The organism is Aliiroseovarius sediminis, from assembly GCF_022678485.1.
In the GTDB taxonomy this organism is placed as follows: domain Bacteria; phylum Pseudomonadota; class Alphaproteobacteria; order Rhodobacterales; family Rhodobacteraceae; genus Aliiroseovarius; species Aliiroseovarius sediminis.
Genome location: NZ_JALBYP010000023.1, coordinates 37002 through 63078 on the forward strand (window position 1 = coordinate 37002; position 26077 = coordinate 63078).

Annotated in this window: 25 protein-coding genes; 15 read left to right on the forward strand and 10 right to left on the reverse strand. The window is 60.9% G+C overall.

The window, feature by feature from the left end; all coding sequences use genetic code 11:
* The first annotated feature begins 41 nt into the window (after positions 1 to 41).
* A complete protein-coding gene (locus tag MN186_RS05115; protein WP_242113214.1) occupies positions 42 to 590 on the forward strand; it encodes a HutD/Ves family protein in 549 nt (182 codons plus the stop codon).
* Here the strand turns inward: MN186_RS05115 and MN186_RS05120 are convergent.
* Positions 587 to 1945 (reverse strand): formimidoylglutamate deiminase, encoded by a 1359-nt coding sequence (locus MN186_RS05120; protein WP_242113216.1) that lies wholly within the window; start codon positions 1943 to 1945, stop codon positions 587 to 589. The two genes, MN186_RS05115 and MN186_RS05120, sit on opposite strands and share 4 nt — an antisense overlap.
* A 93-nt stretch (positions 1946 to 2038) precedes the next feature.
* Between MN186_RS05120 and hutI the strand changes: the two genes are divergently transcribed.
* From hutI to MN186_RS05145, 5 genes are read left to right on the forward strand one after another with little or no spacing between them, the layout of a single operon-like run.
* Positions 2039 to 3250, forward strand: a complete 1212-nt coding sequence (hutI, locus tag MN186_RS05125) for an imidazolonepropionase (protein WP_242113217.1) — start codon at positions 2039 to 2041, stop codon at positions 3248 to 3250.
* The gene (hutH, locus tag MN186_RS05130; protein ID WP_242113218.1) at positions 3247 to 4785 is read left to right on the forward strand and encodes a histidine ammonia-lyase; all 1539 of its coding nucleotides are present in this window, start codon (positions 3247 to 3249) and stop codon (positions 4783 to 4785) included. The genes hutI and hutH overlap by 4 nt, the downstream gene beginning before the upstream one ends.
* A complete protein-coding gene (gene hutG / locus MN186_RS05135) occupies positions 4782 to 5582 on the forward strand; it encodes an N-formylglutamate deformylase (protein ID WP_242113219.1) in 801 nt (266 codons plus the stop codon). The genes hutH and hutG overlap by 4 nt, the downstream gene beginning before the upstream one ends.
* On the forward strand, positions 5579 to 7246 hold the full coding sequence (gene hutU, locus MN186_RS05140) for a urocanate hydratase (protein ID WP_242113221.1): 1668 nt from the start codon (positions 5579 to 5581) through the stop codon (positions 7244 to 7246). The genes hutG and hutU overlap by 4 nt, the downstream gene beginning before the upstream one ends.
* Positions 7247 to 7296: 50 nt before the next feature.
* Positions 7297 to 7638: a RidA family protein gene (locus tag MN186_RS05145; RefSeq protein ID WP_242113222.1), complete on the forward strand. Its 342-nt coding sequence runs from the start codon at positions 7297 to 7299 to the stop codon at positions 7636 to 7638.
* A gap of 47 nt (positions 7639 to 7685) precedes the next feature.
* On the opposite strand, the gene MN186_RS05150 is transcribed toward MN186_RS05145, so the two are convergent.
* Together MN186_RS05150 and MN186_RS05155 are read right to left on the reverse strand one after the other, a co-directional pair.
* Positions 7686 to 8375, reverse strand: a complete 690-nt coding sequence (locus MN186_RS05150) for a GntR family transcriptional regulator (RefSeq protein WP_242113223.1) — start codon at positions 8373 to 8375, stop codon at positions 7686 to 7688.
* A gap of 92 nt (positions 8376 to 8467) precedes the next feature.
* Positions 8468 to 9361, reverse strand: coding sequence for a LysR family transcriptional regulator (locus MN186_RS05155; RefSeq protein ID WP_242113225.1), 894 nt, complete (start codon positions 9359 to 9361; stop codon positions 8468 to 8470).
* Between the two features lie 80 nt (positions 9362 to 9441).
* Between MN186_RS05155 and MN186_RS05160 the strand changes: the two genes are divergently transcribed.
* The 5 genes from MN186_RS05160 (at position 9442) to MN186_RS05180 (ending at position 15077) form a co-directional block, all read left to right on the forward strand.
* On the forward strand, positions 9442 to 10620 hold the full coding sequence (locus MN186_RS05160) for a CaiB/BaiF CoA transferase family protein (RefSeq protein ID WP_242113227.1): 1179 nt from the start codon (positions 9442 to 9444) through the stop codon (positions 10618 to 10620).
* The gene (locus tag MN186_RS05165) at positions 10617 to 11756 is read left to right on the forward strand and encodes an acyl-CoA dehydrogenase family protein (RefSeq protein ID WP_242113228.1); all 1140 of its coding nucleotides are present in this window, start codon (positions 10617 to 10619) and stop codon (positions 11754 to 11756) included. The genes MN186_RS05160 and MN186_RS05165 overlap by 4 nt, the downstream gene beginning before the upstream one ends.
* Positions 11757 to 11882: 126 nt before the next feature.
* Positions 11883 to 12968, forward strand: coding sequence for a TRAP transporter substrate-binding protein (locus tag MN186_RS05170; RefSeq protein WP_242113229.1), 1086 nt, complete (start codon positions 11883 to 11885; stop codon positions 12966 to 12968).
* A gap of 64 nt (positions 12969 to 13032) precedes the next feature.
* Positions 13033 to 13527 (forward strand): TRAP transporter small permease subunit, encoded by a 495-nt coding sequence (locus tag MN186_RS05175; RefSeq protein ID WP_242113230.1) that lies wholly within the window; start codon positions 13033 to 13035, stop codon positions 13525 to 13527.
* Positions 13527 to 15077: a TRAP transporter large permease gene (locus MN186_RS05180; protein WP_242113231.1), complete on the forward strand. Its 1551-nt coding sequence runs from the start codon at positions 13527 to 13529 to the stop codon at positions 15075 to 15077. Before MN186_RS05175 ends, MN186_RS05180 begins: the two co-directional genes overlap by 1 nt.
* On the opposite strand, the gene MN186_RS05185 is transcribed toward MN186_RS05180, so the two are convergent.
* Genes MN186_RS05185 through MN186_RS05215 form a run of 7 tightly spaced genes read right to left on the reverse strand, consistent with a single transcriptional unit; the run spans position 15074 to position 21369 of the window.
* Entirely contained in the window at positions 15074 to 16066 is a 993-nt protein-coding gene (locus MN186_RS05185) for a P1 family peptidase (protein WP_242113232.1), read from the reverse strand. The genes MN186_RS05180 and MN186_RS05185 overlap by 4 nt on opposite strands.
* Complete coding sequence (locus MN186_RS05190) at positions 16063 to 17004, reverse strand: isoaspartyl peptidase/L-asparaginase family protein (protein WP_242113234.1); 942 nt, start codon at positions 17002 to 17004, stop codon at positions 16063 to 16065. The genes MN186_RS05185 and MN186_RS05190 overlap by 4 nt, the downstream gene beginning before the upstream one ends.
* Positions 17001 to 17906, reverse strand: coding sequence for a polysaccharide deacetylase family protein (locus MN186_RS05195; RefSeq protein ID WP_242113235.1), 906 nt, complete (start codon positions 17904 to 17906; stop codon positions 17001 to 17003). The genes MN186_RS05190 and MN186_RS05195 overlap by 4 nt, the downstream gene beginning before the upstream one ends.
* Complete coding sequence (locus tag MN186_RS05200) at positions 17903 to 18658, reverse strand: SDR family NAD(P)-dependent oxidoreductase (RefSeq protein ID WP_242113237.1); 756 nt, start codon at positions 18656 to 18658, stop codon at positions 17903 to 17905. Before MN186_RS05200 ends, MN186_RS05195 begins: the two co-directional genes overlap by 4 nt.
* Complete coding sequence (locus tag MN186_RS05205; RefSeq protein WP_242113239.1) at positions 18649 to 19668, reverse strand: ketopantoate reductase family protein; 1020 nt, start codon at positions 19666 to 19668, stop codon at positions 18649 to 18651. Before MN186_RS05205 ends, MN186_RS05200 begins: the two co-directional genes overlap by 10 nt.
* Positions 19665 to 20366 carry a creatininase family protein gene (locus tag MN186_RS05210; protein WP_242113240.1) on the reverse strand — a complete coding sequence of 234 codons (702 nt, stop codon included), beginning with the start codon at positions 20364 to 20366 and terminating at the stop codon, positions 19665 to 19667. The genes MN186_RS05205 and MN186_RS05210 overlap by 4 nt, the downstream gene beginning before the upstream one ends.
* Positions 20353 to 21369, reverse strand: a complete 1017-nt coding sequence (locus MN186_RS05215) for a GntR family transcriptional regulator (protein WP_242113242.1) — start codon at positions 21367 to 21369, stop codon at positions 20353 to 20355. Before MN186_RS05215 ends, MN186_RS05210 begins: the two co-directional genes overlap by 14 nt.
* Positions 21370 to 21549: 180 nt before the next feature.
* Between MN186_RS05215 and MN186_RS05220 the strand changes: the two genes are divergently transcribed.
* The 4 genes from MN186_RS05220 to MN186_RS05235 all read left to right on the forward strand — a co-directional run bounded on the left by MN186_RS05220 (position 21550) and on the right by MN186_RS05235 (position 26077).
* Positions 21550 to 23118 carry an ABC transporter substrate-binding protein gene (locus MN186_RS05220; protein WP_242113243.1) on the forward strand — a complete coding sequence of 523 codons (1569 nt, stop codon included), beginning with the start codon at positions 21550 to 21552 and terminating at the stop codon, positions 23116 to 23118.
* A gap of 90 nt (positions 23119 to 23208) precedes the next feature.
* Positions 23209 to 24183, forward strand: a complete 975-nt coding sequence (locus tag MN186_RS05225) for an ABC transporter permease (RefSeq protein WP_242113244.1) — start codon at positions 23209 to 23211, stop codon at positions 24181 to 24183.
* Positions 24183 to 25121 carry an ABC transporter permease gene (locus tag MN186_RS05230; protein ID WP_242113246.1) on the forward strand — a complete coding sequence of 313 codons (939 nt, stop codon included), beginning with the start codon at positions 24183 to 24185 and terminating at the stop codon, positions 25119 to 25121. Before MN186_RS05225 ends, MN186_RS05230 begins: the two co-directional genes overlap by 1 nt.
* Positions 25118 to 26077, forward strand: coding sequence for an ABC transporter ATP-binding protein (locus MN186_RS05235; RefSeq protein WP_242113248.1), 960 nt, complete (start codon positions 25118 to 25120; stop codon positions 26075 to 26077). The genes MN186_RS05230 and MN186_RS05235 overlap by 4 nt, the downstream gene beginning before the upstream one ends.

Sequence of the window (26077 nt, forward strand, 5' to 3'; positions counted from 1 at the left end):
GTTGGGACATAAGGGGGCATGTTCGCCAAATGAGGGCAGAAATGCAGATTATCCGGCATCAAGATCTGGTGGAAACACCGTGGAAGAACGGCGGCGGCATCACCCGCAATATTGCCGAGCAGCGGGACGAGCGCAGCACCCTTTGGCGGCTGAGCATGGCGGATGTGGACGGCGACGGCGCGTTTTCCAGTTTTCCGGGTCTGACGCGTATTCTGACGGTGATCAAGGGCGACGGTATGGTGCTGCATGGGCCGCATGGCGATATGCAGGCGCGTTACGCGCAGCCCGTGCGGTTCGATGGCGGGGTGCCGGTCAGGGCCACGCTGACCCAAGGGCCGATCCGTGATTTCAACCTTATGTTTGATACCGCGCGTTGCGCGGGGGATGCGCAGACCATGCGCGAGGCTGGCCCGCGTGAGGTTGGGCAGGCAGGGCAGACCTGCGTGTTGCATGTGATCGCGGGCGCCGCGTTGGTGGATGGTGCGGAGTTGGGCGTGGGCGACACGGCGATCAGCCGGGACGCCCCTTTGCATTTTGATCTGGCGCAGGATGGGGTCGCACTGACCATCACCCTGCGCCCGCAAGGTTAAAGCGACGCCAGAAGGTCCGACACCGCGCTGCGATAGCGCGACACCACCGCATCGCGTGCGATGTGCCGCCCGCCGGTCACGTTGTGACGCCCGGCAGACCACAGATCTGTGATGACAGTGTCCTTGGCGGCGAAGCACAGACCGTCAAGGATCTGGTCAGGCGTCAGCGCGCACAGCGTCGGGTCAGTGCTGTCGATGGCGACCAGATCGGCAAGGCGGCCTTGCGCGATTTCGCCCGCGTCACGGCCAAGCGCCTGCGCTCCGCCACGGGCAGACCCGGTGTAAAGCGTCGCCCCGACCGACCCTTCGCCGACCACCATCACATTGCGGGCCATGTCGCGCAGACGTTGGGAATATTCCAGCGTGCGCAGTTCCTCGGTCAGGGAAATGTTGATGTTGGAGTCGGACCCGATGCCGAAGGCGCCGCCAGCCTCAAGATAGGTGGGGCCGTTGAAGGGGCCGTCGCCAAGGTTCGCCTCGGTGATCGGGCACAGGCCCGCGACAGCGCCCGAGGCCGCCATGGCGCGGGTTTCTGCATCGGTCATGTGAGTCGCGTGGATCAGGCACCAGTCTTTATTGACGGGGGCATTGGCCAGCAGCCATTCGACCGGGCGTGCGCCCAGCCATGTCTGGATGTCCTCGACTTCCTTGGGCTGTTCCGAGATGTGGATATGCACCGGCCCGCCCTGATGGTCCGCCAGCGCACGGGCCAGATCGTCGGGCGACGTGGCGCGCAGCGAATGCGGCGCGATGCCCACACGGGCGTCATCAGGTAGGTCCGCCAACCCGGCGCGCGCACCTTGAACCAGATCGGCAAAGCGGTCCACGTCATTGCCAAAGCGCAACTGGCCTTGGTCCAGCGGCTTTTGGCCTGCTCCGCCATAGGTGTAAAGCACCGGCAGATGGGTCAGGCCGATACCGGTGTCCCCCGCCGCCGCCATCACCCGCAGGGACAGTTCGGCCAGCGCATCATAGGGCGCACCGCCGCGTTGGTGATGGACATAATGAAATTCGCCCACGCTGGAATATCCGGCTTCCTGCATTTCGACGAAGACCAGCGCAGCAATCGCCTCGATCTGCTCGGGCGTCAGGCGGTCCATGAAGCGATACATCAGCTCGCGCCAGGTCCAGAAACTGTCGCGCCCGGCCATGCGAAACTCGGTCATACCAGCCATCGCACGTTGGAACGTGTGCGAGTGCAGGTTGCCCAATGCAGGCAGCAGAGTGTCAACGCGCACGTCATCCGGCTGGGCGGCTGTATTGACCGCAATCTGATCAATGCGACCATCGTGAAGGGTGATGCGAACATCCTGCGCCCATCCGGACGCGAGCAGGGCCTGACGAGCGTAGATCATGGTCTTTGTCCTGTGTATTTCATTTTATGTATAGACATATTACACATAAAATTATACTAGAAAAGATGAAACTTCGCTAAAAGGACTGATCTTATGACTGCTATGCCTCAGCTTTTGACCGATCTGCACGTAGCAACCATGGCGGACAGCGATGCGCCCTACGGGATGATCCGCGACGCCGCGATTGCCATTCAGGATGGCAAAATCGCCTGGGTCGGGCCACAAGCGGACGTGCCAGCCGAGTTCGCCGGATTGGATCAACGGTCGCTGGGCGGGCGTGTGGTGACGCCGGGCTTGATCGACTGTCACACCCATATCGTGCATGGCGGCGACCGCGCCGTAGAGTTCGAAATGCGCCTGAACGGGGCGAGCTACGAAGAAGTGGCGCGCGCCGGTGGTGGCATCGTGTCGACCGTCAAAGCAACCCGCACGGCCAGCGAAGAAGAGTTGCTCGGGCAGGCGCTGCGCCGCGTCGATGTTCTGATCGCCGAGGGTGTCACAACGATCGAGGTCAAGTCGGGCTATGGTCTGGATACTGAAACCGAGCTGCGAATGCTGCGCGTTGCGCGGGCGATTGCCGAGCAGCGCCCCATCCGCGTCAAAACCACCTTTCTGGGCGCTCATGCAACCCCTGCCGAATATGCGGGTCGCGATGACGAATATATCGACGAGGTGTGCATCCCCGCCCTGCGCGCGGCCCACGCCGAAGGGTTGGTGGATGCGGTGGACGGGTTCTGCGAAGGCATTGCCTTTCAGCCTGCTCAGATCGCGCGCGTCTTTGACGTGGCGCAAGAACTGGGACTGCCGGTGAAGCTGCACGCCGAACAACTGTCCAATCTGGGCGGCGCGAAACTGGCGGCAAGCTATGGTGCGCTGTCAGCCGATCATATCGAGTATCTGGACGAAGACGGCGTAAAGGCCATGGCCGATGCGGGCACCGTGGCCGTGATCCTGCCCGGCGCGTTTTATACCCTGCGCGAGACGCAACAGCCGCCCGTCGATCTGCTGCGCAAGCATACTGTGCCGATGGCCTTGGCCACCGATATCAACCCCGGCTCGTCGCCGCTGAACTCGATCCTTTTGACGATGAACATGGGCTGCACCCTGTTTCGCATGACACCCGAGGAAGCGCTGCGCGGCGTCACGCAACACGCCGCCGCCGCGCTGGGGCTGACCGATCTGGGCACAATCGCGCCGGGGCAGGTGGCTGATTTGGCGGTCTGGGATATCGCAGAGCCTGCAGAACTATCCTATCGCATCGGTTTCAACCCGCTGGCGTTTCGGATCACGGGGGGTGTGGCATGACTGCGCTGACCATGACCCCCGGCGCGACGACGCTGGCCGATCTGGAAAAAGTCTGGCGTGACGGATTGGCCGTTCGGTTGGACCCGGCATGCCATGACGGTATCCGTGCGGCCCAAGGTCGGATTGCCGATGCCGCCAATGGGTCGGACGCGGTGTATGGTGTGAACACCGGCTTTGGTAAGCTGGCGTCGGTTAAGATTGACCCGGCGGACACCGCGACCCTGCAACGCAATCTGATCCTGTCCCATTGCTGCGGTGTGGGTGACGCGATCCCCGAACCCCATGCCCGGCTGATGATGGCACTGAAACTGCTATCGCTGGGGCGCGGCGCATCCGGTGTGCGGATGGAGCTGGTCGAGTTGCTGGAAGGGATGCTCGCACGCAGCGTGACTCCGGTGATCCCGGTACAAGGATCGGTCGGCGCGTCCGGCGATCTGGCCCCGCTGGCGCACATGGCGGCGGCAATGATCGGTCATGGCGAGGCGACGTTTGAAGGCGAGGTTCTGCCCGGTGCCGAGGCGCTGAAGCGTGCGGGCCTGACCCCCATCGTGCTGAGCGCGAAAGAGGGGCTGGCGCTGATCAACGGCACGCAATTCACCACCGCCTATGCTCTGATCGGGTTGTTTGGCGCGTGGCGGGCGATGAACGCGGCGCTGGTCACATCCGCCATGTCGACGGACGCGATCATGGGATCAACCGCGCCGTTGCAGCCTGAAATTCACACTCTGCGCGGTCATGCTGGACAGATTGAGGCCGCTGCCACGATGCGCGCGCTGCTGGATGGCTCGGTCATTCGCGAAAGCCACCGCGAAGGGGATACCCGCGTGCAAGACCCCTATTGCATCCGCTGCCAGCCGCAGGTGACGGGGGCCGCGATGGACATGTTGCGCATGGCCGCCCGCACGTTGGAGATTGAGGCAAACGCCGCCACCGACAACCCGCTGGTGTTAAGCGAGGCGGGGCTGATCGTCTCGGGCGGGAACTTCCACGCCGAGCCCGTGGGTTTTGCCGCCGATATGATCGCGCTGGCGATTGCCGAGATTGGCGCGATTGCGCAGCGCCGCATCGCCCTGATCGTCGACCCGGTGCTGAGCCACGATCTGCCGCCGTTCCTGACGCCCAATCCGGGTCTGAACTCGGGCTATATGATCGCCGAAGTGACCACCGCCGCCTTGATGAGCGAGAACAAGCATCTGGCAAACCCCTGCGTGACGGATTCGACGCCGACCTCGGCCAACCAGGAAGACCACGTCAGCATGGCCGCGCATGGCGCGGTTCGCTTGTCGCGCATGGTCGCCAATCTGGAGCGCATCCTTGGGGTTGAACTTCTGTGTGCCGCGCAAGGGGTCGAGTTTCGCGCGCCATTGGCGACAAGCGCGCCGCTGGCGGCCGTGATCGCCACCCTGCGCGCCCAAGTCGAAACGCTGGGCGATGATCGTTATCTTGCGCCCGACCTGGAAAAAGCGGCGGCGCTGGTTGCGTCGAACGCGGTTGTGGCGGCCACCAACACCCAAATGCCGGAGCTTCACCCATGACCCCAGTTGAAATTCACCGGGGCGACGGTCCCATCGTGCTGGGCCTGCCGCATACCGGGACCCATGTTCCCGACGATATAAAGGCGCGTCTGAATGCGCGGGGGCAGGGGTTGGATGATACAGATTGGCACATCCACACGCTCTATGACGGGCTGTTGCCCGGCGCGACCACGGTGCGCGCGACGTTCCATCGCTATGTGATCGACGCCAACCGCGACCCGTCGGGTGGGTCGCTGTATCCCGGCCAGAACACCACCGGGCTTGTGCCGCTGACCGATTTCGACGGGCAGGACATTTGGGACACCCCGCCCAACGAGGACGAAGTTGAAGCCCGCCGCAAAACTTTCCATGCCCCCTATCACGCCGCGCTGGAGGCCGAATTGGAGCGTGTGCGCGACCGGCACGGCATTGCAATCTTGTACGATTGCCACTCCATCCGGTCGCATATCCCGTTTCTTTTTGATGGAATCTTGTCTGATTTCAACATTGGCACAAATCTGGGCACCACCTGCGCGGCGCAGATCGAAGCCGCCGTGCAAAGCTTGTGCGAGATGGCGGAGGGCTATTCGACTGTCACCAACGGGCGCTTCAAGGGCGGCTGGACAACGCGCCATTACGGGCGCCCGGCGGACGGCCTGCACGCGATCCAGATGGAGTTGGCGCAAAGCACCTACCTGAAGGACGAAGCCGCACCCTGGACCTATGACGACGTAAAAGCCGCGCGATTGCGCGGGCATTTGAAAACCATTCTGACAACTCTGGCCGATCTGGCACCTGACCTGAAAGGAACATCATGAGCGATCCGCGCAAAAACACCCGCGACATCTATCCCGCAACCGGCACCGAGATGACGGCCAAGCACTGGACGACCGAGGCGCCGCTGCGGATGCTGATGAACAACCTGCACCCCGACGTGGCCGAAAACCCGCACGAGTTGGTCGTGTATGGCGGCATCGGTCGCGCCGCGCGCACTTGGGACGATTTCGACAAGATCGTCGCGAGCCTGCGCGATCTGGACGAGGATCAGACGCTGCTGGTGCAATCCGGCAAGCCCGTTGGCGTGTTTCAGACCCACAAGGACGCGCCCCGCGTTTTGATCGCGAACTCGAACCTCGTGCCGCATTGGGCGACGTGGGACCACTTCAACGAGTTGGATAAGAAGGGTCTGGCGATGTATGGCCAGATGACGGCCGGTTCGTGGATTTACATCGGATCGCAGGGCATCGTGCAGGGCACCTATGAAACCTTTGTCGAGGCGGGGCGTCAGCATTATGACGGCGACCTGACCGGCAAGTGGATCCTGACCGGTGGTCTGGGCGGCATGGGCGGTGCGCAGCCTTTGGCGGCAGTGATGGCCGGGGCCTGCTGCTTGGCTGTTGAGTGCAACCCCGACAGCATCGATTTCCGCCTGCGCACCCGTTACGTGGACGAAAAAACCGACAGTCTTGATGAAGCGCTTGAGATGATCGAACGCTGGACCGCTGCCGGTGAAGCCAAATCGGTCGCCCTGCTGGGCAATGCCGCCGATGTGTATCCCGAACTGATCAAACGCGGCGTCCGCCCCGATATCGTCACCGACCAGACCAGCGCGCATGACCCCGTAAACGGCTATCTGCCGCAAGGCTGGACCATGGCCGAATGGCGCGAGAAACGCGAAAGCGACCCGAAAGCCGTTGAAAAGGCCGCCCGCGCGTCGATGAAGGTGCAGGTCAAGGCGATGGTCGATTTCCACGCCGCCGGTATTCCGACCGTCGATTACGGCAACAACATCCGCCAGATGGCGCTGGAAGAAGGGTTGGAGAATGCGTTTGATTTCCCCGGTTTCGTGCCCGCCTATATCCGCCCGCTGTTCTGCCGTGGCATCGGCCCGTTCCGTTGGGCGGCGCTGTCGGGCGACCCGGAAGATATTTACAAGACCGACGCCAAGGTGAAAGAAATTCTGGCCGAAGACAGCCACCTGCACAACTGGCTGGACATGGCGCGTGAGCGGATTGAATTCCAAGGTCTGCCCGCGCGGATCTGCTGGGTTGGTCTGGGCGTGCGTCACAAACTGGGCCTCGCGTTCAACGAAATGGTGCGCAATGGCGAGCTGAAAGCACCGATCGTGATTGGTCGCGACCATCTTGATTCAGGGTCCGTCGCATCGCCCAACCGCGAGACGGAAGCGATGATGGATGGCTCGGACGCCGTGTCGGACTGGCCGCTTCTGAACGCGCTTCTGAACACCGCGTCGGGCGCGACATGGGTATCGCTGCACCATGGTGGCGGGGTTGGCATGGGCTTCAGCCAGCACTCGGGCATGGTGATCTGCTGTGACGGGACCGAGGACGCAGATCGCCGTATCGAGCGTGTTCTGTGGAACGATCCGGCCACGGGCGTCATGCGTCACGCCGATGCAGGTTACGAGATCGCCAAGGATTGCGCCCGCGAGAATGGTTTGAACCTGCCGGGTATTCTGTAATGATCCGGGGGGCGAACATCGCCCCCCATTTCAACGAAGGAGATCCACATATGATCGAACGCATCGACACCGGCATCCGGTCGTCAAAGATCGTGAAACACAATGGCGTTGCTTACCTGACCGGACAGGTCGGGGAAGGCGCGACTATTCAGGACCAGACTGCCGAATGCCTGCGCCGCGTCGATGCGTTGCTGACGCAGGCGGGATCGTCGCGCGAACACATGCTGCGCGCCACGATCTGGCTGGCCGACATGAGCGATTTCGACGGGCTGAACGAGGTCTGGAACGCTTGGGTGCCCGAGGGCCACGCCCCCGCCCGCGCTTGTGGTGAAGCCAAACTGGCACGGCCTGAATTGAAGGTCGAGATCATCGTGGACGCGGCTTACTCCTGACGAATTGGCCCGTGCGGATTATCCCGCGCGGGCTTCTTCGTGGGCGGTCAATACTGCATCGTCACCCGGTGGCCACGGCGATAGGTCAGTTGCACAAAGGTGATCGTGCGGCCTTCAAGCCACGTGGTGCGCTCGGTCTGGAACAGGGCGTCGCCTTCGGTGCAATCCAGATAATCCGCGATCGTGGCATCGGCGGCAACGGCGTGAAAGCTGATCTGCGCATCGGTGAACGGCACCGTCGACACCAGCCATTCGTTGGGGCCGACATCCGAGAAATCATGCTGTTCGGCATCCGGCAGGGCGCTGAGGTTGATCCAGCGGTCCTCGTGCTGGTAAGGCGCGCCATCGGCGTAGTGCATGCAGGTCAGATGCAGCACCCGGTCGTCGCGTTTCAACGCCATGCGCGCGCGCAGCCAGTTCGGGGCGGGTTCGGCTTTGCATTGGACCAGCGCATAGCGGTAAGTGGCGCCCAGTTCCTCAATCTCTTGCCCGACGATGGGGATGTTCATGCGCACATGGCGGATCGGGTTTTGGCGCACGCGCGTGCCGGCCTTGCGGCGGCGTTCGATGATGCCGTCATCGGCCAGTTCGCGCATTGCCCGATTGACAGTAGCCCGCGCGCAGCCATAGCTTGCGGCCAGGTCGACCTCGTTCGGCATGGCGCTGCCGGGGGGCAGTTGGCCGCGGGTGATCTGGCGCAGGATATCGGCTTTCACCTCGCGATAGGTAACGGACATGATGCGCTCTCCGACACTGCGGTTAAGGGTGATCCCGGCGGATTGATCCCGAAAGATATAGACATAAAGCGTAAAAGGCCAGACATAGCGTCTCAGGCGTTGAAACTGTGCGCCGCGTGGTCCTGAAAGGCCGCAACCAGCGGCGCGGTATGGGGGTGCGGTGCGCGGGCCAGCGCGATGCGGTGGGGCACCAGCGGATCGGCCAGTTCCAACCGGGTCACGGGCTGGCCGTCACAGGCGGTGTCCTGCGCGATGTCGGTGGCCAGAAGCCCGACGCCCATGTGGTTGGCAACCATGGCGCGCAACATCTCGACCGAGCCGGTTTCATGTGCGATGCGCGGGCGGATGCCGTTCATCTGCGCCAGCGTCAGGAAATAATCGCGACTGTGTGGCAAGCTCATCAGGATCAGGGGGTCGGTCAGCAATTCGGCCATCGCAACCGCGCCGCGCCCGGCCAAGGGGTGCGCGCGCGCGACCAGCCCATAGGGGCGCACATCGGCCAGCGGGATGATGTCCAGCGACGAGGGCAGGCCGAAATCATAGATAAGGGCAAGGTCGATGCGGCCGTTTTCCAGCCAGCGGGTCAGCTGGCCCAGATCGCCTTCATGCAGCTTGATTGCAGCTTCGGGATTGGTCTTTCGAAAGCCATTGACCAGCGCAGGTGCGTAACGGGGGCCAAGGGTCGAGAAGACGCCAAGGTTCAATTCCTCTGCCCCACTGTCCTTGTGGTCAAGCACCGCTTGCGCTTGCAGGCGCAGGCTGCGCAGGGCGGCCAGCTTGCGCAGCCCGAAGGCGGTGGGCGCGATGCCTTGGCCTGCGCTGCGGGCAAATAGCGGGCGGCCAAAGTGGGTTTCGACCTTGGAAATGGCCAGCGATACCGATGGTTGAGACACGTTCAACGCCCGCGCGGCGGCGGCGGTGCTGCCCGCTTCTGCGGCGGCGATGACATAGTCGATCTGGCGAAGGCTGATAGGTATAGTTTGCATTTATTGATCTATCAGAAATGTATATTTCCGCTTATACCATGATCGCCCTTATGCTCAACCGATCATTATCGGAGGATCATATGTCCACGCAGCCCCCCAACCCCCAAGCGTCCCAACCCTTAAGCGGGGTGCGCGTGCTCGATTTCACCCGCGTTCTGGCAGGCCCTTATTGCACGGCGATGATGGCTGATCTGGGTGCGGATGTGATCAAGGTCGAAGCCGCACATGGCGACGATTACCGCCATATCGGCCCGTTCAAGGATGGCGAAAGCCTGTTGTTTCAGGCGATCAACCGGGGTAAACGCTCGATCGCGCTGGACCTGAAATCGCCGGACGCGATCGCGACGGTGAAGGCGCTGTTGGCCGATTGCGACGTGCTGATCGAAAATTTCCGTCCCGGTGTGATGGAGAAACTGGGGCTGAGCTATGACGCCTTGGCCGAGGCGTTTCCGCATCTGGTCTATGTCTCGCTGTCCGGGTTTGGTCAGACCGGCCCGAACACAAAAAAGCCCGCCTATGACATTATCGTGCAGGCGATGAGTGGGTTGATGGATGCCACCGGCGAGCCTGATGGCGCGCCAACGATGGTGGGCGAGGCGTTGGGTGACGTCGCGGGCGGCCTGTTTGCCGCATGGGGCACGATGGTTGCCCTGTTTGAACGCAGCCGCACGGGGCAGGGGCGTCATGTGGATGTGGCGCTGTTTGACGGGTTGGTGTCGATGATGCCGATCTTGGCTTGTCGCACCTTGATGGGCGGCGAGGCCCCTGTGCGCACCGGCAACCGCCATCCGCTATCCGCGCCCTTTGGCACCTATCCCGCCGCAGACGGACATTTCGCGCTCGCGGTTCTGAACGACCGGCTGTTTGCAACCTTTTGCGATGTGATCGGCCAGCCCGATCTGGTGCAGGACGCGCGGTTCACCACTGACACGCTGCGCCGTGAAAACGAACCTGCTTTGGCGGAATATATCGACCAGTGGGCGGGCGGATTGCCTGTGGACGCGGTGGTTGAACAACTGTCTGCGGCGGGCATCCCGGCATCCCCTATTCAATCGGTGGCCGAGGCTTGGGCGTCGCCCCAAGCGGTGGAGCGCGGGTTGGCGTCCACGGTCATGCATCCCGACTTGGGCGTTTTGAACGTGCCCGAACAGCCGGTGCATTTCAGCGGCGTTGGGCGCGGGGGGCGTAAGGCGGCTCCGGCCCTGAACGCGGATGCAGGCGACATTCTGAACACTTTGAACAAGGAGCAAGGCGCATGACCACCTATCCCATGAGCGACGACGAACGCGCGCTGGTCGCGCAGATCGAACGGTTCTCGGCCGAGGTGCTGGCCCCGAAAGCCGCGCAGATCGACGAAGAGGCGCTGTTTGCCATCGTCCACTTGGACGCGATGGCCGAGATGGGCCTGATGGGTCTGAACCTGCCGGAAGACCACGGCGGCATCGGATTGTCCGGCCCTGCGCTTTATGCGGCGGTCGAGGCGATCGCGGGGGCTTGCGGGTCCACCGCGTCGATGCTGACGGCGCATTTTCTGGCGACGGATTCGCTGCTGCTGGGTGCGGATGCCGACTTGCAGGCGCGTATTCTTCCGGGTGCCGCGGCGGGCACGTCTTTGGGTGCTTTTGCCCTGACCGAACCGCAGGCCGGGTCGAACCCCGCCGACATGCGCACGACGGCGAAGCGCGAAGGGGATGGATACCGGATCAAGGGGTCCAAATGCTTCATCTCGAACGCGGGCGCGGCGGATTTCATGGTGGTCTATGCCAAGACCGACCCAGATGCCGGCGCGCGGGGCGTCAGCGCCTTCATCGTCGAGCCGAAGAAGATCGAAGGTGTTTCCGTCGCGCCGCATGAAAAGACGATGGGTCTTAAGGGCGGGCATGTTTTCGGCATCAGCTTCGATTGCTGGGTGCCGGAAGAAAACCGTCTGGGCGACGAAGGCACAGGGTTCCGCACCGCGATGAAGGTCTTGGACAATGGCCGGATCGAGGTCGCCGCGCAAGCAACCGGCATTGCCGACGCTGCGCTGAAGGCTGCGATTTCCTATGCCAAGGAACGTCAGGTCAGCGGTCATGCGATTGCGGAATTCCAAGGGCTGCAGTGGATGCTGGCTGACAGCGCCACCGAACTGGCCGCAGCCCGTGCGCTGGCGATGCAGGCGGCGACCCTACGCGGGACCGGCGTTCGCTATTCCAGCGAATCTGCCTTTGCCAAGCTATACGCCAGCGAGGCGGCGTGGCGGATTGCGGATCGCGCGCTGCAAATTCACGGCGGCTATGGCTATACCCGTGATTTTCCGTTGGAACGTTACTTGCGCGATCTTCGGATTTTCCGCATCTATGAAGGGTCGTCCGAGATCCAGCGCACAATCATCGCGCGAGGATTACTGGCTTAAACAGCTTTTTGCGCCGCAGAGATTGACTCGCTTATGTATTTACATAATAGCAATAAGCATGAATTTGACCTTGGCAAGGCCAACCCCCCTGCCAAGGTCGCAATCGCCTGACTGGAGGAGAGGCACATGCAAAGACGGACATTTCTGACAACCGGCGCCATCGGCACCGCCGCAACGGCCCTGGCAACCCCTGCGATCGCGCAAGACGTGCGCCAGTGGAAGATGGTCACGGCATGGCCAAAGAACCTGCCTGGGCCGGGTGTGGCTGCGCAACTGCTGGCCGACCGTATCACCACCCTGTCCGGTGGACGGATCGAGGTAAAACTCTATCCTGCCGGTGAACTTGTGCCTGGTCGCGGCGTCTTTGACGCGGTCAGCGAAGGCACTGCTGAACTGTATCACGCCGTTCCCGCCTATTGGGGATCGAAGTCCAAAGGTATTCTGTTGTTCGGCTCGCAACCTTTCGGTCTGCGTGCGGATGAGCAAGTTGGCTGGATGATGCATGGCGGCGGGCAAGAGCTGTACGACGAAATGTATGGCCGCTTTGGCATCAAACCGTTCCTGTGCGGCAACTCTGGCCCGCAATGGGGTGGTTGGTTCCGCAACGAAGTCAAATCGGCCGAAGACCTGAAAGGCATGAAGTTCCGCACCACGGGGCTTGCGTCGGAAATGGCGGCGAAGCTGGGTATGGCGGCCGAGGCGATGGGCGGCCCGGACATGTTCCAGGCGCTGCAAACCGGTGCGCTGGACGCGGGTGAATTCATTGGACCGTGGACCGACAGTGCGCTTGGCTATTATCAGGTTGCCAAGAACTACTATTGGCCCGGCGTGGGCGAGCCGTCGTCGGCTGAGGAATGTGGCGTCAATGCGGATGTTTATAACGAACTGCCCGACGACCTGAAACTGGTTGTGAAAACAGCTTGCGACAGCCTGTATAACCAAGTTTGGGGCGAGTATTTCACCAAGCACGCTCAGGCTTTGGAAGCGATGGTGGCCGAACACGGCGTTCAGGTAAAAATGTTCCCCGAGGACGTCCTGATCGCCATGGGCAAGGCCGCCGCCGAAGTCATCGACGATTTGCGCAACGATGACGATGAACTGGTGAAGCAGATCACCGAAAGCTTCGTGGCGTATCGCGACTCGGTCGGCAAATACATGGTTTATGCTGACAACGGCCAGATGAACGCACGTAACCTGGTCATGGGTTACTGATACCTTCCGGACAAGGGCGCGGTGAAAGCTGCGCCCTTTCTGACCCAAGCGACGGGAGCAGGCGATGGAGCATCTGGCAAATGCCTTGGACAAGGTGAACCTGGGCGTGGCCTATGTGGTGCGCTGGCTGGCGTTGGCCATGATGCTGGTGCAATTTACCATCGTTGTCGGGCGCTATGCGTTCGGTGTGAACTCTATCGCATTGCAGGAAAGCGTTTTATACATGCACGCCGCCCTGTTCATGCTGGCGGCGGGCTATACGCTTCTGGTCGACAAGCATGTGCGCGTCGACGTGTTTTATGCCAAGGCATCGTCCGCGGTGCGGCGGCGGATCGACATTTTCGGGCATCTGTTTCTGCTGATGCCGTCGATGATCGCCCTGATTTACTGGTCATGGCCGTCGGTGCGCAATTCGTGGAAAATTCTTGAAGGGCCAATTTCCGTGGGCGGGATCGAGGCGGTGTTCCTGCTGAAATCCCTGATCCCTGTCTTTTGCGTCCTCTTGATTTTGCAATCACTTGCCCTGCTGATCCGCCTTCTGGCCGTGAAAGAGACCTGATGATCGAATACCTCGACCTTATCATGTTCGCCGCCCTGATGGGGGCGATCCTTCTTGGGTTTCCCGTGTCGTTCAGTATCGCTGGCGTTGCGGTAATCTTTGCCTATCTGGGCTGGTCATTGGGGCAGATGGATATCAGTCTGCTGGGCGCATTGGGCCAGCGGGTGTTTGGTATTTTGACCAACCCGGTGTTGATCGCCATTCCCCTGTTTGTGCTGATGGGTGCGCTGCTAGAGAAAAGCCGCATCGCGGAGGGGCTTCTGGATACAATGGGTCGTCTGTTCGGGCAGTTGCGCGGTGGGCTGGGCATTTCGGTCGTGCTGGTCGGCACCTTGCTGGCGGCATCCACAGGGATTGTCGGGGCGACCGTGATCGCGATGGGCATGATCGCGCTGCCGACGATGCTGCGTGCGGGTTATGACGCGCGTGTTGCGTCGGGGATCGTCTGCACCGCAGGTACGCTGGGGCAGATCATCCCGCCCTCGACCCTTCTGATTATTCTGGCGGACGTGATGTCGACCTCGTTCCAGCAGGCGCAATATGAGCAAGGCAAGTTTTCGGTCGAGGCGCTGTCGGTCGGTCAATTCTTCGCCGCCGCCGTGATCCCGGGGCTGGTGCTGGTCTGCCTTTACCTGATCTATATTCTTGTGCGCGGTTGGCTGCGCCCAGAGGATATGCCGCCTGCGCCCCTTGATCTGGCCAAGCCCGGCTGGCGCGAGGTGGTCGGCGCGGTGATCCCGCCCGTCTTGCTGATTTTCGCCGTACTGGGCGCCATTCTGGGTGGCATCGCCACCCCGACCGAAGCCGCATCCGTTGGCGCTGTTGGTGCCCTATTGATGACCGGTTATCGCTCGGGCACCGCGCCGGGTGTCATTCTGCTGGGCACCGTCGCCCTGATCGCACTGGGTATTCTGGCCGGGGCTTTCCCGGTGCGGTTTCAGCGCAGCGACCTGACCTCTGGGGCTTATGCGCTTGGCATTTTCTATGCCGGGCTTGCGGTCTTAGGCGGGTTGTCCGTGCTGCTGGCCTTGCGCGCTGCCCTGAAAAAGAAGGTCGTGCAAGCGGCTGTCAAATCCACGATGACCATGACCTCGATGATCTTTGCGACGATCATTGCCGCCGGGTTCTTTAGCCTTGTGTTTATCGGTTTGGGCGGCGAGGAACGCGTGGCGGACATTCTGGCCGAGATGCCGGGCGGCGCAAACGGCGCCTTGGTCTTTTGCATGATTATAATTTTCATCATGGGCTTCTTCCTTGATTTCGTTGAAATCTCGGTGATTGTTTTGCCACTGATTACGCCGTCGCTGATTTTGCTGGGCCACGATCCGATCTGGCTGGGCGTGTTGATCGCGATAAACCTGCAAACGTCGTTCCTGACGCCGCCTTTTGGCTTTTCGCTGTTCTATCTGCGTGGCGCGGCCCCGGCCGAGGTGTCGACGGGGCAGATTTATGCGGGTGTGTTGCCGTTCATCTGCCTTCAGATCGCGGGGATTTCCCTGATCTGGCTCTTGCCGGTGCTGGCAACGTGGCTGCCGTCGGTCTTGTTCTAGGGCCGCGGCAGGGTCAGGGCTGCGATGTGGTTGGGCGCGTCTTTCCCGGCGTCGTAGCCATCCATATCAACAGCTGCCACAAGCGAGTTCAGGATCGCTTCTTCCGTCGCTTCGATTGCGGCTTCGAACAGAGGTGACATGGCGTCATGCGCCAAGGACGGCCCATCGCCGGGATCGGTGCTGAACGCCAGCGCATAGTCGCCTGATCCGTTGCTTAGCGCCGCACCTGTCCGCGCAAGGCCGCCAAAGCAGCGCTGTGCAAGCCGTTCCAGATTGCGCGACGATAGCGGTGCGTCGGTTGCGGCGATGATCACGATGGACCCGTCCGTGTCGGCGCCCACCGGCCCCGCTACGGCTTGCCCGTCGATGCGCAGTGAGCCGCCGAAATTGGTTTGTACCAGCACGCCGAGGGTGTGTTCGCCCACCACCAGCCGAGAGGCGGTGCCAATCCCACCCTTCAACCCGAACGCCACTGTTCCCGTGCCAGCGCCGACAGCGCCTTGCGCCACGGGACCGTCTTGTGCGGCGTCAAGGGCTTGCGTCATCTCGGCCACGGTGGGGCGGGGTGCGCGGATGTCGTTCAGACGGCTGTCATTGGTTTCACCTACCACGGCGTTGATCGAGGTGACGCGCGCGTTTCCCGGCTGCGCCAATGTATGGGCAATCAACGCGTCAATCGCGCGCCCGGTGGCCAGAGTGTTGGTTAGAAGGATGGGGGTTTCGATCTGCCCAAGCTCTTGTATTTGGGTGGCACCTGAAAACTTGCCAAACCCGTTCAGAACCGCCAGCCCCGCGCGCGCTTTGCGGGTGAAAACGTTGCCACCGTGCGGGATGATCGCGGTGGCGCCGGTGCGGGTCCGCGTGCCCTCGATCAGTGTGCAATGGCCGACGCGCACCCCATCCACATCGGTTATCGCGTTCAAGGGACCAGTGGGATAGCGCCCGATAGACACACCGTGGTCGCGCAGGGTGGAGGGGTTTTGAGTCAATTCACAGCCTCTTCGCGATAGATGAACGTTTTGAATGCGCCATCCTGCGTGACCATGCCGCGATACATACCATCGCAGTTGAACGGCATCGTGATGTTGCCTGCGGCATCCACCGCGATCACGCCGCCCGAACCGTCATTGGGTGCAAGGTCGTGCATCACCACATGCGCGGCCGCATCGGTCAGCGACTGGCCGGCGTGGCGCATCCGGGCTGCGATTTCGGCGGCGGCTGTGTAGCGGATGAAAACCTCGCCGTGGCCTGTGGCGGAAACGGCGCAGGTTTCGTTATCGGCGAAGGTGCCAGCCCCGATGATTGGGGTGTCGCCAACCCGGCCCGGTGCTTTGGCGGTCATGCCGCCCGTCGATGTGGCTGCCGCAACCGCGCCTTGCATATCGCGCGCAACGGCACCCACTGTGCCGTGACGGCGGGCAGGGTCATCATCTTCGACACCATCCGCGCGCATCTTCAGCGTTGACTGAAGCGCGTCCCAACGGGCTTGGGTGAAAAAGTACTCTGCCTCTGCAAATGGCAGATCCGCTGCGCGGGCGACGTTCAGTGCGTTGGGACCGATCAGCATCACGTGGTCTGTCCGGTCCATCACCGCGCGCGCTGTGCGAATGGGGTTGCGCGGCCCGAATATGCCACCAACCGCACCAGCAGCCCGCGTTGTTCCATCCATGATGGCGGCATCCATTTCCTGTTGTCCATCTGATGTGAACACCGCACCACGGCCCGCATTGAACAGCGGCTCGTCTTCAAGCGCACAAACGGCGGCTGTGACGGCGTCAAGGGCTGACCCACCCTTGGCAAGGACCGCATGGCCCGCGTCCAGCGCTGCACGCAAACCGGCGTGGTATTGGACCTCTAGTTCAGGGGTCAGGTTCTTTTTCAGGATGGTGCCGGCACCACCATGAACAGCAAGGGAAAATTGGGTCATTTCGGGCCTTTCGGTGTCATACCGGCCTGTTGGGCGCAGTATTGGGCAATCTGAGCATGAGTTGCCACCCAGCAGTCACCTTTGGCGGCTATCTGGTGCAGAAGATCGCGCAGGATGAAAATTCGGCTGCGATAGCCGATCACATGGGGATGCATGGTCAGAAGGAACAGCCCGCCTTCGGCATAGGCGCCCTCGAACTCGCGGGTGAAGATGTCCAGCACATCGGTGGGCGGGGTATAGGGACGCTGCGCGCCAAAGCGGTTCATCATGAAATAAACCGCATCATCGCGTATCCATTCCACCGGCAGTTCAACGATGCCCGTGGGGTCGCCGTTTTGCACAATCTCATACGGATCATCATCCGAGAAAAGCGAGCTGTCATACAGCAACCCCATCTCGCGCGCGAGGGTCAGAGTGTTTGGGCTGTAATCCCAAGACGGTGTGCGCATCCCGACGGGCCGTATGCCGCTGATCTTTTCAAGCGTGTCGGCGGCGCGCAACATCAGATCGCGTTCGGTGGTGACATCCAAGCCCGTGTTCAACTCGTGAATCCAGCCATGCAGGCCAATTTCATGGCCCTCATCCGCCAATTCGCGTTGTTCATCCGGGTGCAGCAGGGCCGACACGGCTGGCACGAAAAAGCTGGCTTTCATGCCAAAACGGTCCAGCACTTTGCGAATACGCGGGATGCCGCGCCGGGTGCCGTATTCCCCCCAGCTAAGCCGCGCGGTCGACGCCCCACCATCGCGCAGTTCATTTGTTTCATGATCGCTGTCGAAGGACAGGGCGACGGCACAGCGCGCGCCGTTGGGCCATGTGTCGGGCAATAGATTGCGACCGGCGCGCACGGCCTCGACCTTGCCGCGCCATGTGGGTTCATCCCATGTGTGGGGATCTGTCATGAATGTCCTCCGTCAACTTGCAGGGTTTGGCCGGTGATCCAGCCCGCCTTGTCCGAGCAAAGAAAGATGACAGCATCTGCGATATCCTTGGCATGACCAAGGCGGCGCATGTGAATGCTGTTGATAATCTGCTCTTGCCGCGCTGCGCCAAAAGCCTGCCACTGCCGTTCCGTTGCGGGGTTGGACAGTATGAAGCCGGGGGCCACGGAATTGACGGTGATCCCAGCTGGCCCAAGTTCCAGCGCCAACTGCTTGGTCAACCCAATCAGCGCATGTTTGGCCGAGGCATAGGCCTGTATTCCCGTCAAGCTGGCTTTCAGACCCGCCCCGGACGAAATTGTGACGATCCGTCCCGCCCCGTGTTTTTTCATGTCCGGGGCGAAGGCTTGGGCACACCACATCGCTGCGTCAACATTTGCGGCGAAAATTGTCTGCCAATCGTCAGAGGAGATATCTTCCAGCGGGCGTCCCGCCTGACCCCGCACGCCGCCTGCGGCTGTGATCAGCCCGTCGATATGGCCATGGTGGGCGATGACATCAGCGCATAGCGTGTGGGCGTTCTTTTGGTCGCCAAGGTCGCCGGCGTGACAGGTGACGCGCGGTAGGGACGAAAAATGCTCTAACCCCTGTGCGTCAATATCAAGGGCGGCCACCGTCGCGCCGGCATCTGCAAGCCCATGCGCGATCGCAGTGCCGATCCCTTGGGCTGCGCCCGTCACCGCAAAGGTTTTTCCATTTAGGTTCAGATGCATACCGGCAACATCAGTTCAAGCAGATCGGTGGATTGTTCGCGGTTCCCGTCCTCGATATCGTGGATCAGGTCGCACAACATGGCAAGCGCTGGCGTCGCGACATCATGGGCCTGCCCGATTGCGATAAGCGCCCCGATCTGGGCGTCCACTTCGGTCTTGCGTTTGCGTATCGCAAGATCGCGATAGATGCCGGAATGGGTCTTGGCCGTCTGGCGGTTATGGGCGACCATTGCGTCGATGGATGCGTTTATTTTGGTGGGATCATTTGTGCGAAATGCATCCGGGTCGAAGCCGTTGAAGCCCAGCGGTGTAACGCCTTCAGCCGCGGCCAGTTGCATCGCTTCGGCACCTAGCTTGGCAAAAACGGGGCGGGTCTTGGCCGGGTCCATCGCGTCGGCCATTGATGCGGGCGTCAGCGCCGTTGCAAACAATAGCGCGCCATAGCCGCATTTACCCCAAAGATAGCCCCAGATATTGTCTGTTTTGACCGCTTCAGGCTCGACAATGCGAAAAAGCGTGTGCATTTCGCGCAGGCGTGTGCTGTCGCTGCCGTCAAGCTCTCCCAGTGCGACTGCTGCGCGATTGCCATATAAAATATGGCCCGGTTCCAGCCAGTCCGCGCCGAAATTGACAAAGCAGCCCAACACCCGATCCGCGCCGATACGGGCTGCGATCAAACGCTCGTTAAGCCCGTTTTGTGCAGACACGACGTAGCCATCATCGGCCAGATGCGGCAAGAGCATGTCCAGCGCGGCGCCGGTATGATGTGCTTTGACGGCAAGGATCACGCGACGGAATTTGCCGGTCAACGTAGTGGGCGTGTCGGCGCGAAGGGCTTGGGTGAAGGTTTCGACCGGGCCTTCGATATGCAAGCCGGGCGCGCGTATTGCGGTCACGTGATCTTCAACAATATCGACCATATGAACCGCGTGACCGGCACGTGCCAGATAAGCACCAAGGATTCCGCCGATGGCACCGGCGCCCCAGATCAGGATCGGGTCGTCGCTCACGCCCAATCCCCTTCAAGCAGCGCGCGGGTTTCGGTCACAGCGACCTCCCATATGTGGTGCATGTCGGTGTCTGGCTTTTGGTAATGGCCGCCGTAATTGCCGTCGCCAATCAACTGGCGCACACCCGCAGCGTTACGGTCGCGCAGGCGGTCGAAATCGACGTAAGGTTTCTGTTCGGGTGGAACAGGGCGGCCATCAAGCCGAGTCCAGGGAAAATTCTCCATCCATGAGGCGTGCGACGCGATAGGGTCAACCTTCTGAACCGCCGCCCATGTCTGCGGTGCGCGCCACCAGTCGTGAAACCGGCATCGCGCGCCGTCGCGGTCCTGCATCCATTCGGCGCATACCGGCTGCACCGGGCTGTTGCCACCGTGGCCGTTGACGATCAGCACACGTCGGAAGCCCGTGTCATACAAGCTGTCCAGAATATCGCGCACCAGCGCGGCATAGGTGCGCAACCGCAGCGTCACCGTGCCCGGAAACCCCATGAAATAGGGGGTCAAACCGTATGGCACGGCAGGAAATACGGGGATACCCAGCGGTTCGGCGGCGTCGGCTGCTATTTTGCCCGACAAGATGCTGTCAACCGACAAGCTAAGATGGGCGTGTTGTTCGGTGCTGCCCAAAGGCAAGACGCAGCGGTCATCGGTCCTCAGGTATTCCTCGATTTCGAACCAATTGCTGTCACATATTTTCATCTCGGACTTCCTTTTTCCCTTTCTTGGCCCGGACGGTTTCGATAACGGGTCGCAGGTCGGATTCGACCGAAAGACCGTCTGGCGTATGGCGATATTCGATGGCAGTCTGATCGGTGCGTAAGGTTTGCGTCAGATACCCCGCACCTGTGGCATAGATCAGCACATCAATGCGGGTCAGTAGATCATCAAGGCCATCATGGTCCCGTGGCACTGCCGTTACGCGGCGCAGGTGTGGTGCAAACCGGTTGATCCCACTTTTCAGCGTCGGCAGAAAATCGTCGAAATAGGACACGGCGACCGCTGTCGCCTCGGGCGAGATACCGGCAAGGGCGATGCGTGTTCGTTCGTTTGGAATCAGGGTCAGGCCAACCACCGGCTGCTCCGGAAACAGCCGTTGCGCATCGGAGGTCAGTGTGTGTGGGCAAATGACCAGATCGCAGGCCGGATGCGGGGTATCCTGCGCCTGCTCCAAGCTGATCGCAGTGACGGTGTCAGTCTTGCTCAGATAGGGGCGAAGGTCGTCGGCATAGGCCTTTGTTGCGTCTAGAAATGTGCCAAGCAGAAGGATGTGGATCGGTTGCGCGGTCTTATGTGGCGCGACCGAGACACGAAAGGCGATGTCTTGTCGTGACAACCCCAGTTCGCGGCCTGTCTTTACCAGATCAGCGATCTGCCGTTCGAAAGCGGCCAGTCGCCGCGTGTCCGACTCGGATGGTGGTGCGCGGTCGGTTACAAATGTCCCCGATCCTTTACGTCCTGTGACATGCCCGCGATCCTGTAGTGTAGCGTAAACATTGCTGACGGTGACGGGCGACAGTTTCAGCGTAGCGGCAAGTTTGCGGACGGACGGCAAACGCGTGTTTGCCGCAATCTCGCCGGTGGCAATGCCGTATTCCAGCGCCCCGCGCAGTTGCACGGACACGGGAATCGACGATTGTGGGTCAATCGCCGCCGCGACACGATCCAATGCCACCGAAATGTCGTCTTCGTCATCATCCAACATAGTGTATCATTGTGACATAACGATCTGGTTTGCAAGTCTGAATAAAGGTCATTGGCGCAGTAATATTACAGTTAAGGCATGTGTGGCGGAATTTAATTGCACCAAATCTGCCATATTTCCTTGACGCGAAAATTGTTCGGGGCCTAGTGTTACAGAACAGCATAACAGATGGAGGGTGATATGTTGAAATCGACACTGAGGTCCGGCATCGCCGCGATAGCGTTATTCGCGGCTGCGCCTACGGCAATGGCGCAGGAACTGATGATTGGTTTGCGCGCCGGACCGGATAGCATTGACCCGCACTGGTCCACGCTTGGCAGTCAGGCCGAGGCACTGCGACACGTATTCGACACGCTGGTCGATGTTGACGAAAAGCTACAACTCAAGCCGGGTTTGGCCGTCAGCTGGGAGCCTATCGACGACACCACGTGGGAATTCAAGATGCGCGAAGGCGTGAAGTTCCACGACGGCACCGACTTCACCGCTGAGGACGTGAAATTCTCGATCGAGCGCATCCCCCAGGTGACCGGCCCAATGCCCATGACGCTTTACACCAAGTACGTCGATTCAGTCGAAGTGGTCGATGATCTGACCTTGCGCGTGTCGACCAAGGGTATGGCGCCGTCGCTGCCCAACGACTTTACCCGCTTGTTCGTCGTACCCAGTGAAACCGGCATGGAGGCCGGCAACGAAGAGTTCAACTCGGGTGAGAAGGCCATCGGCACTGGCCCGTTTACCTTTGTCAGCTGGGAGCCCAAGGGCGACCTGGTGGTCGAGAAGTTCGATGGATACTGGGGCGAAGAAGTTGCCTGGGACAAGGTTACGCGCCGTGAAATTCCCGACGATGCCGCCCGTGTGGCCGCATTGAAATCCGGCCAGGTGGATCTGATCAACTATGTGCCCGCCACCGACTATCTGTCGATGCAGAACGATGACAGCGTCGAAACCTTCGTTTCGGATTCGGTCTATATTCTGAATATCGCGCCGGTGGTGAAGGACGAGGAACCACAGCCGATCAAGGTTGACGGCAAAGAGGTCGAGGGAAATCCGCTTCAGGATCTGCGTGTGCGCAAGGCGCTGGACCTGGCGATCAACCGCGACGTGCTTGTAAATGTCGTTCTTGAGGGACTGGGCACGCCCGCCAACCAGTTAATGCCCGAAGGCTTCTTCGGCTATTCTGACAAGCTGCCGAAACGCGAATACAACGTGGAAAAAGCCAAGGAACTGCTGGCCGAGGCGGGGTATCCCGACGGGTTCGAGATGGATTTCACCTGCACCAACAACCGCGTTCCCGGCGATGCCGTGGTGTGCGAAGCGCTGGCGCAGATGTGGTCGCGCGCGGGCCTGAAGGTCAACGCCCAAGCCCTGAATGGCACCGTGTTCTTCCCCGCCGCCCAGCGTGAGGAATACACCATGACCATGTCGGCATGGGGCACCCTGACGGGTGAGGCCGCCTATACCTATGGCGCGCTGGTTCACACCAAGGACCCCGAAAAGGGTTTCGGAAACTTCAACCGTGCCGGGTATTCCAACCCCGAGTTTGACAAGGTATTCCAGGAAGGCGCGCAGACACTGGATGCCGAGGCACGCCGGGAGCTTTATGAAGAAGCGTCCTATATCGCGATGGAAGACCGCGCGCTGATTCCGACAGTGATCTTGCAAAGTGTGTGGGCCGCCCAGGCCGACAAGTTAGACTTCACGCCGCGGATCGATCAGGAAACCCGCGCCTATGCGATAACGCCGGAATAATCCGGCCACTCCGGGCGGCGCATCCAACCGGATGCGCCGCCTGCCCCATTTCAGCCAAGCCCCTGACGGGGGCAAAACACGAGGTTGCGGATGTTCGGTTATCTGGTCGGAAGACTCTCACAGGCGGTCGTCGTCGTTTTCGTGATGTCGGTGATCGTGTTTGTCGGAGTTTATGCCATCGGCAACCCGATTGACGTGATGATCGACCCCGGCGCCACCGCCGAGATCCGCGAGAACCTGATCCGCAAGTACGGGTTGGACCAACCGCTCTGGCGGCAATACTTTACTTTTGTCGGCAATGTGTTTCAGGGCGACCTGGGCAATTCGATGGTCTACAACATCCCGGTAACATCTCTCGTGTTTTCGCGCCTGCCCGCGACAATCGAGCTGGTCATGGTGTCGGTCACCATCGCGGCCGTGATCGGAATTCCTGCCGGGCTTTACGCGGGTTATCGTCCGAACAGCTTGGGGGCCAAGCTGATTATGGCCTTGTCGGTGTTGGGCTTTTCGGTCCCAACCTTCTGGATCGGAATGCTCTTGATCATGGCCTTTGCGGTCGAGCTGGGCTGGCTGCCGTCCGGTGGACGCGGCGAGGTGGCCGAGTTTTTGTGGTTCAAAACCTCGCTGGCCACCACGAATGGCTGGTCGCATGTCATTATGCCCGCGATTAACCTTTCGCTGTTCAAAATGGGGTTGCTGATCCGGCTGACCCGCGCGGGCATGGTCGAGGCGATGGGCGCGGAGTACGTTCGTTTTGCCCGTGCGCAGGGTTTGGCCGACCGTCAGATCGTATTCAGCCACATCCTGCGTAACATTTCCATCCCCGTCATAACTGTGTTCGGGCTTGAGCTGGGGTCGACCCTTGCCTTCGCGGTGGTGACCGAGACCGTGTTCAACTGGCCGGGTGTCGGCAAGCTGATTATCGACAGCATTCTGCAACTGGATCGGCCGGTTATGGTGTCATATCTTGTGATGGTGGTGATCCTGTTCGTCGCAATTAACCTGATCGTCGATTTAATCTATGCCCGGCTGGACCCACGGGTTCGCCTGAAAGGGGGCTCGTGATGCCTGACACTTTGACGCCGGACAGCGAGGTTATCGCCACCCCATCCGCCCCGCCCGCCGAAACCCGCGCCATGCGCCTTCGCAACTTCTGGTTCGACTATCGCCAGTCCTGGGTTGCGATGGTTGCGTTGACTGTGATTGGTGTCTTGTTGGTCGGGTCATTTGGCGCACCTTATCTGGTGCCGCAAGATCCGTATGACCTTGCCAATCTGGATTGGATGGATGCGTTCCTGCCGCCCGGATCGGTCGGGTCTGGCGAATATACGCATCTGCTGGGCACAGATAATGCGGGCCGCGATATGCTGTCGGCAATCCTCTACGGGCTGCGCACGAGTTTCATGATCGGTATCTCGGCCGGCGTGTTGGCCTTGGCGGTCGGCATCACGGTTGGGCTGACGGCGGCCTATTTTGGTGGACGCATCGAAGCCCTTCTGATGCGCATCGTCGATTTGCAGCTGTCCATGCCTGCAATCCTTTTGGCGCTGGTGATGGTGGCCATGCTGGGGCAGGGCGTGCCGCAGATTGTTTTTGCATTGGTGGTGGCGCAGTATGCTTATTTCGCGCGCACCACTCACGGGGCTGCATCGGTCGAGCGGCGCAAGGACTATATCGAAGCCGCGCGATCAACCCCGCTGCCCACTTGGCGCATTATGTTCAGACACCTGTTGCCCAACGTGTTGCCACCGCTGATTGTCGTGGCGACCGTGCAGGTGGCCAGTGCCATATCGTTAGAGGCAACCCTGTCCTTCCTTGGCGTGGGCCTGCCGCTGACCGAGCCGTCACTTGGGTCGTTGATCTCGAACGGGTTCAAATACATTCACGCGGGGCGCTACTGGTTGTCCATCTATCCGGGAGTTTTTCTGATGATTACCGTTGTTGCAATCAATCTTGTGGGCGATCAGGTGCGCACGGTTATTGATCCAAGGAACAGCCGATGAATGCCGCTCTGGATGTTCAAGGCCTGACCACCCGGTTTGCAACGCGCGGTGATGCCGTTACGGCGGTGAACGATGTCAGCTTCACGGTGCAGAAGGGCCGCATTCTTGGCCTTGTTGGTGAAAGCGGATCGGGCAAAAGCGTAACAGGCTTTTCAATCATGGGATTGATAGACGCGCCGGGTGAGGTCGCCGCCGGGAAAGTCATGGTAGATGGTCAAGATCTGCGCGCACTGTCGGACGAGGATATGCGCAAGATGCGCGGTAACAGGGTCGCGATGGTGTTCCAGGATCCGATGATGACCCTGAACCCAGTATTGCGGGTTGGTGACCAAATGGCGATGGCCGTGCGTGTGCATCGCAAGATGTCGAAGGCTGCGGCGTTGAAGGAAGCGCAGCGCGCGCTTGAAACCGTTGGCATTCCGTCGCCCGAGGAACGGTTGCGTGCCTATCCACATCAGTTGTCGGGGGGGATGCGTCAGCGGGTTGCCATAGCGATGGCACTGCTGCATCGCCCCTCGGTCATCATTGCCGACGAGGCGACGACGGCGCTGGATGTTTCGATCCAAGGGCAAATCCTGGCCGAGGTCCGCGATCTGGCGGATCAGACCGGCGCAGCGATCGTCTGGATCACTCACGATCTTGGTGTTGTGTCCAGTTTGGCTGACGATATCTGTGTGATGTATGCAGGGCGGATTGTCGAACGCGGTACGGCGCAGCAAGTGATTGACCATCCGCGCCACCCTTACACCCAGGGGCTTTTGGATTCGATCCCCGCGCTGCACGAACCGGGCAAGCATTTGCCGCAAATTCCCGGTTCGACCCCGCAATTGTCTCGTTTGCCGCAGGGCTGCCCGTTTCGCCCGCGCTGTCCGCGCGCCACTGAGATTTGCGCGACCGTCCCGCCAGCCGACACCAAGGACGGCCAGACCGTCTTGTGCCATCATCCGTTGGAGTGA

What these genes read in the sequence shown, in the direction of transcription:
- MN186_RS05115 (WP_242113214.1), top strand. Translation starts at nt 42, where the DNA reads ATGCAGATTATCCGGCATCAAGATCTGGTGGAAACACCGTGGAAGAAC.
- MN186_RS05120 (WP_242113216.1), bottom strand. Translation starts at nt 1,945, where the DNA reads ATGATCTACGCTCGTCAGGCCCTGCTCGCGTCCGGATGGGCGCAGGAT.
- hutI (WP_242113217.1), top strand. Translation starts at nt 2,039, where the DNA reads ATGACTGCTATGCCTCAGCTTTTGACCGATCTGCACGTAGCAACCATG.
- hutH (WP_242113218.1), top strand. Translation starts at nt 3,247, where the DNA reads ATGACTGCGCTGACCATGACCCCCGGCGCGACGACGCTGGCCGATCTG.
- hutG (WP_242113219.1), top strand. Translation starts at nt 4,782, where the DNA reads ATGACCCCAGTTGAAATTCACCGGGGCGACGGTCCCATCGTGCTGGGC.
- hutU (WP_242113221.1), top strand. Translation starts at nt 5,579, where the DNA reads ATGAGCGATCCGCGCAAAAACACCCGCGACATCTATCCCGCAACCGGC.
- MN186_RS05145 (WP_242113222.1), top strand. Translation starts at nt 7,297, where the DNA reads ATGATCGAACGCATCGACACCGGCATCCGGTCGTCAAAGATCGTGAAA.
- MN186_RS05150 (WP_242113223.1), bottom strand. Translation starts at nt 8,375, where the DNA reads ATGTCCGTTACCTATCGCGAGGTGAAAGCCGATATCCTGCGCCAGATC.
- MN186_RS05155 (WP_242113225.1), bottom strand. Translation starts at nt 9,361, where the DNA reads ATGCAAACTATACCTATCAGCCTTCGCCAGATCGACTATGTCATCGCC.
- MN186_RS05160 (WP_242113227.1), top strand. Translation starts at nt 9,442, where the DNA reads ATGTCCACGCAGCCCCCCAACCCCCAAGCGTCCCAACCCTTAAGCGGG.
- MN186_RS05165 (WP_242113228.1), top strand. Translation starts at nt 10,617, where the DNA reads ATGACCACCTATCCCATGAGCGACGACGAACGCGCGCTGGTCGCGCAG.
- MN186_RS05170 (WP_242113229.1), top strand. Translation starts at nt 11,883, where the DNA reads ATGCAAAGACGGACATTTCTGACAACCGGCGCCATCGGCACCGCCGCA.
- MN186_RS05175 (WP_242113230.1), top strand. Translation starts at nt 13,033, where the DNA reads ATGGAGCATCTGGCAAATGCCTTGGACAAGGTGAACCTGGGCGTGGCC.
- MN186_RS05180 (WP_242113231.1), top strand. Translation starts at nt 13,527, where the DNA reads ATGATCGAATACCTCGACCTTATCATGTTCGCCGCCCTGATGGGGGCG.
- MN186_RS05190 (WP_242113234.1), bottom strand. Translation starts at nt 17,004, where the DNA reads ATGACCCAATTTTCCCTTGCTGTTCATGGTGGTGCCGGCACCATCCTG.
- MN186_RS05195 (WP_242113235.1), bottom strand. Translation starts at nt 17,906, where the DNA reads ATGACAGATCCCCACACATGGGATGAACCCACATGGCGCGGCAAGGTC.
- MN186_RS05200 (WP_242113237.1), bottom strand. Translation starts at nt 18,658, where the DNA reads ATGCATCTGAACCTAAATGGAAAAACCTTTGCGGTGACGGGCGCAGCC.
- MN186_RS05210 (WP_242113240.1), bottom strand. Translation starts at nt 20,366, where the DNA reads ATGAAAATATGTGACAGCAATTGGTTCGAAATCGAGGAATACCTGAGG.
- MN186_RS05215 (WP_242113242.1), bottom strand. Translation starts at nt 21,369, where the DNA reads ATGTTGGATGATGACGAAGACGACATTTCGGTGGCATTGGATCGTGTC.
- MN186_RS05220 (WP_242113243.1), top strand. Translation starts at nt 21,550, where the DNA reads ATGTTGAAATCGACACTGAGGTCCGGCATCGCCGCGATAGCGTTATTC.
- MN186_RS05225 (WP_242113244.1), top strand. Translation starts at nt 23,209, where the DNA reads ATGTTCGGTTATCTGGTCGGAAGACTCTCACAGGCGGTCGTCGTCGTT.
- MN186_RS05230 (WP_242113246.1), top strand. Translation starts at nt 24,183, where the DNA reads ATGCCTGACACTTTGACGCCGGACAGCGAGGTTATCGCCACCCCATCC.
- MN186_RS05235 (WP_242113248.1), top strand. Translation starts at nt 25,118, where the DNA reads ATGAATGCCGCTCTGGATGTTCAAGGCCTGACCACCCGGTTTGCAACG.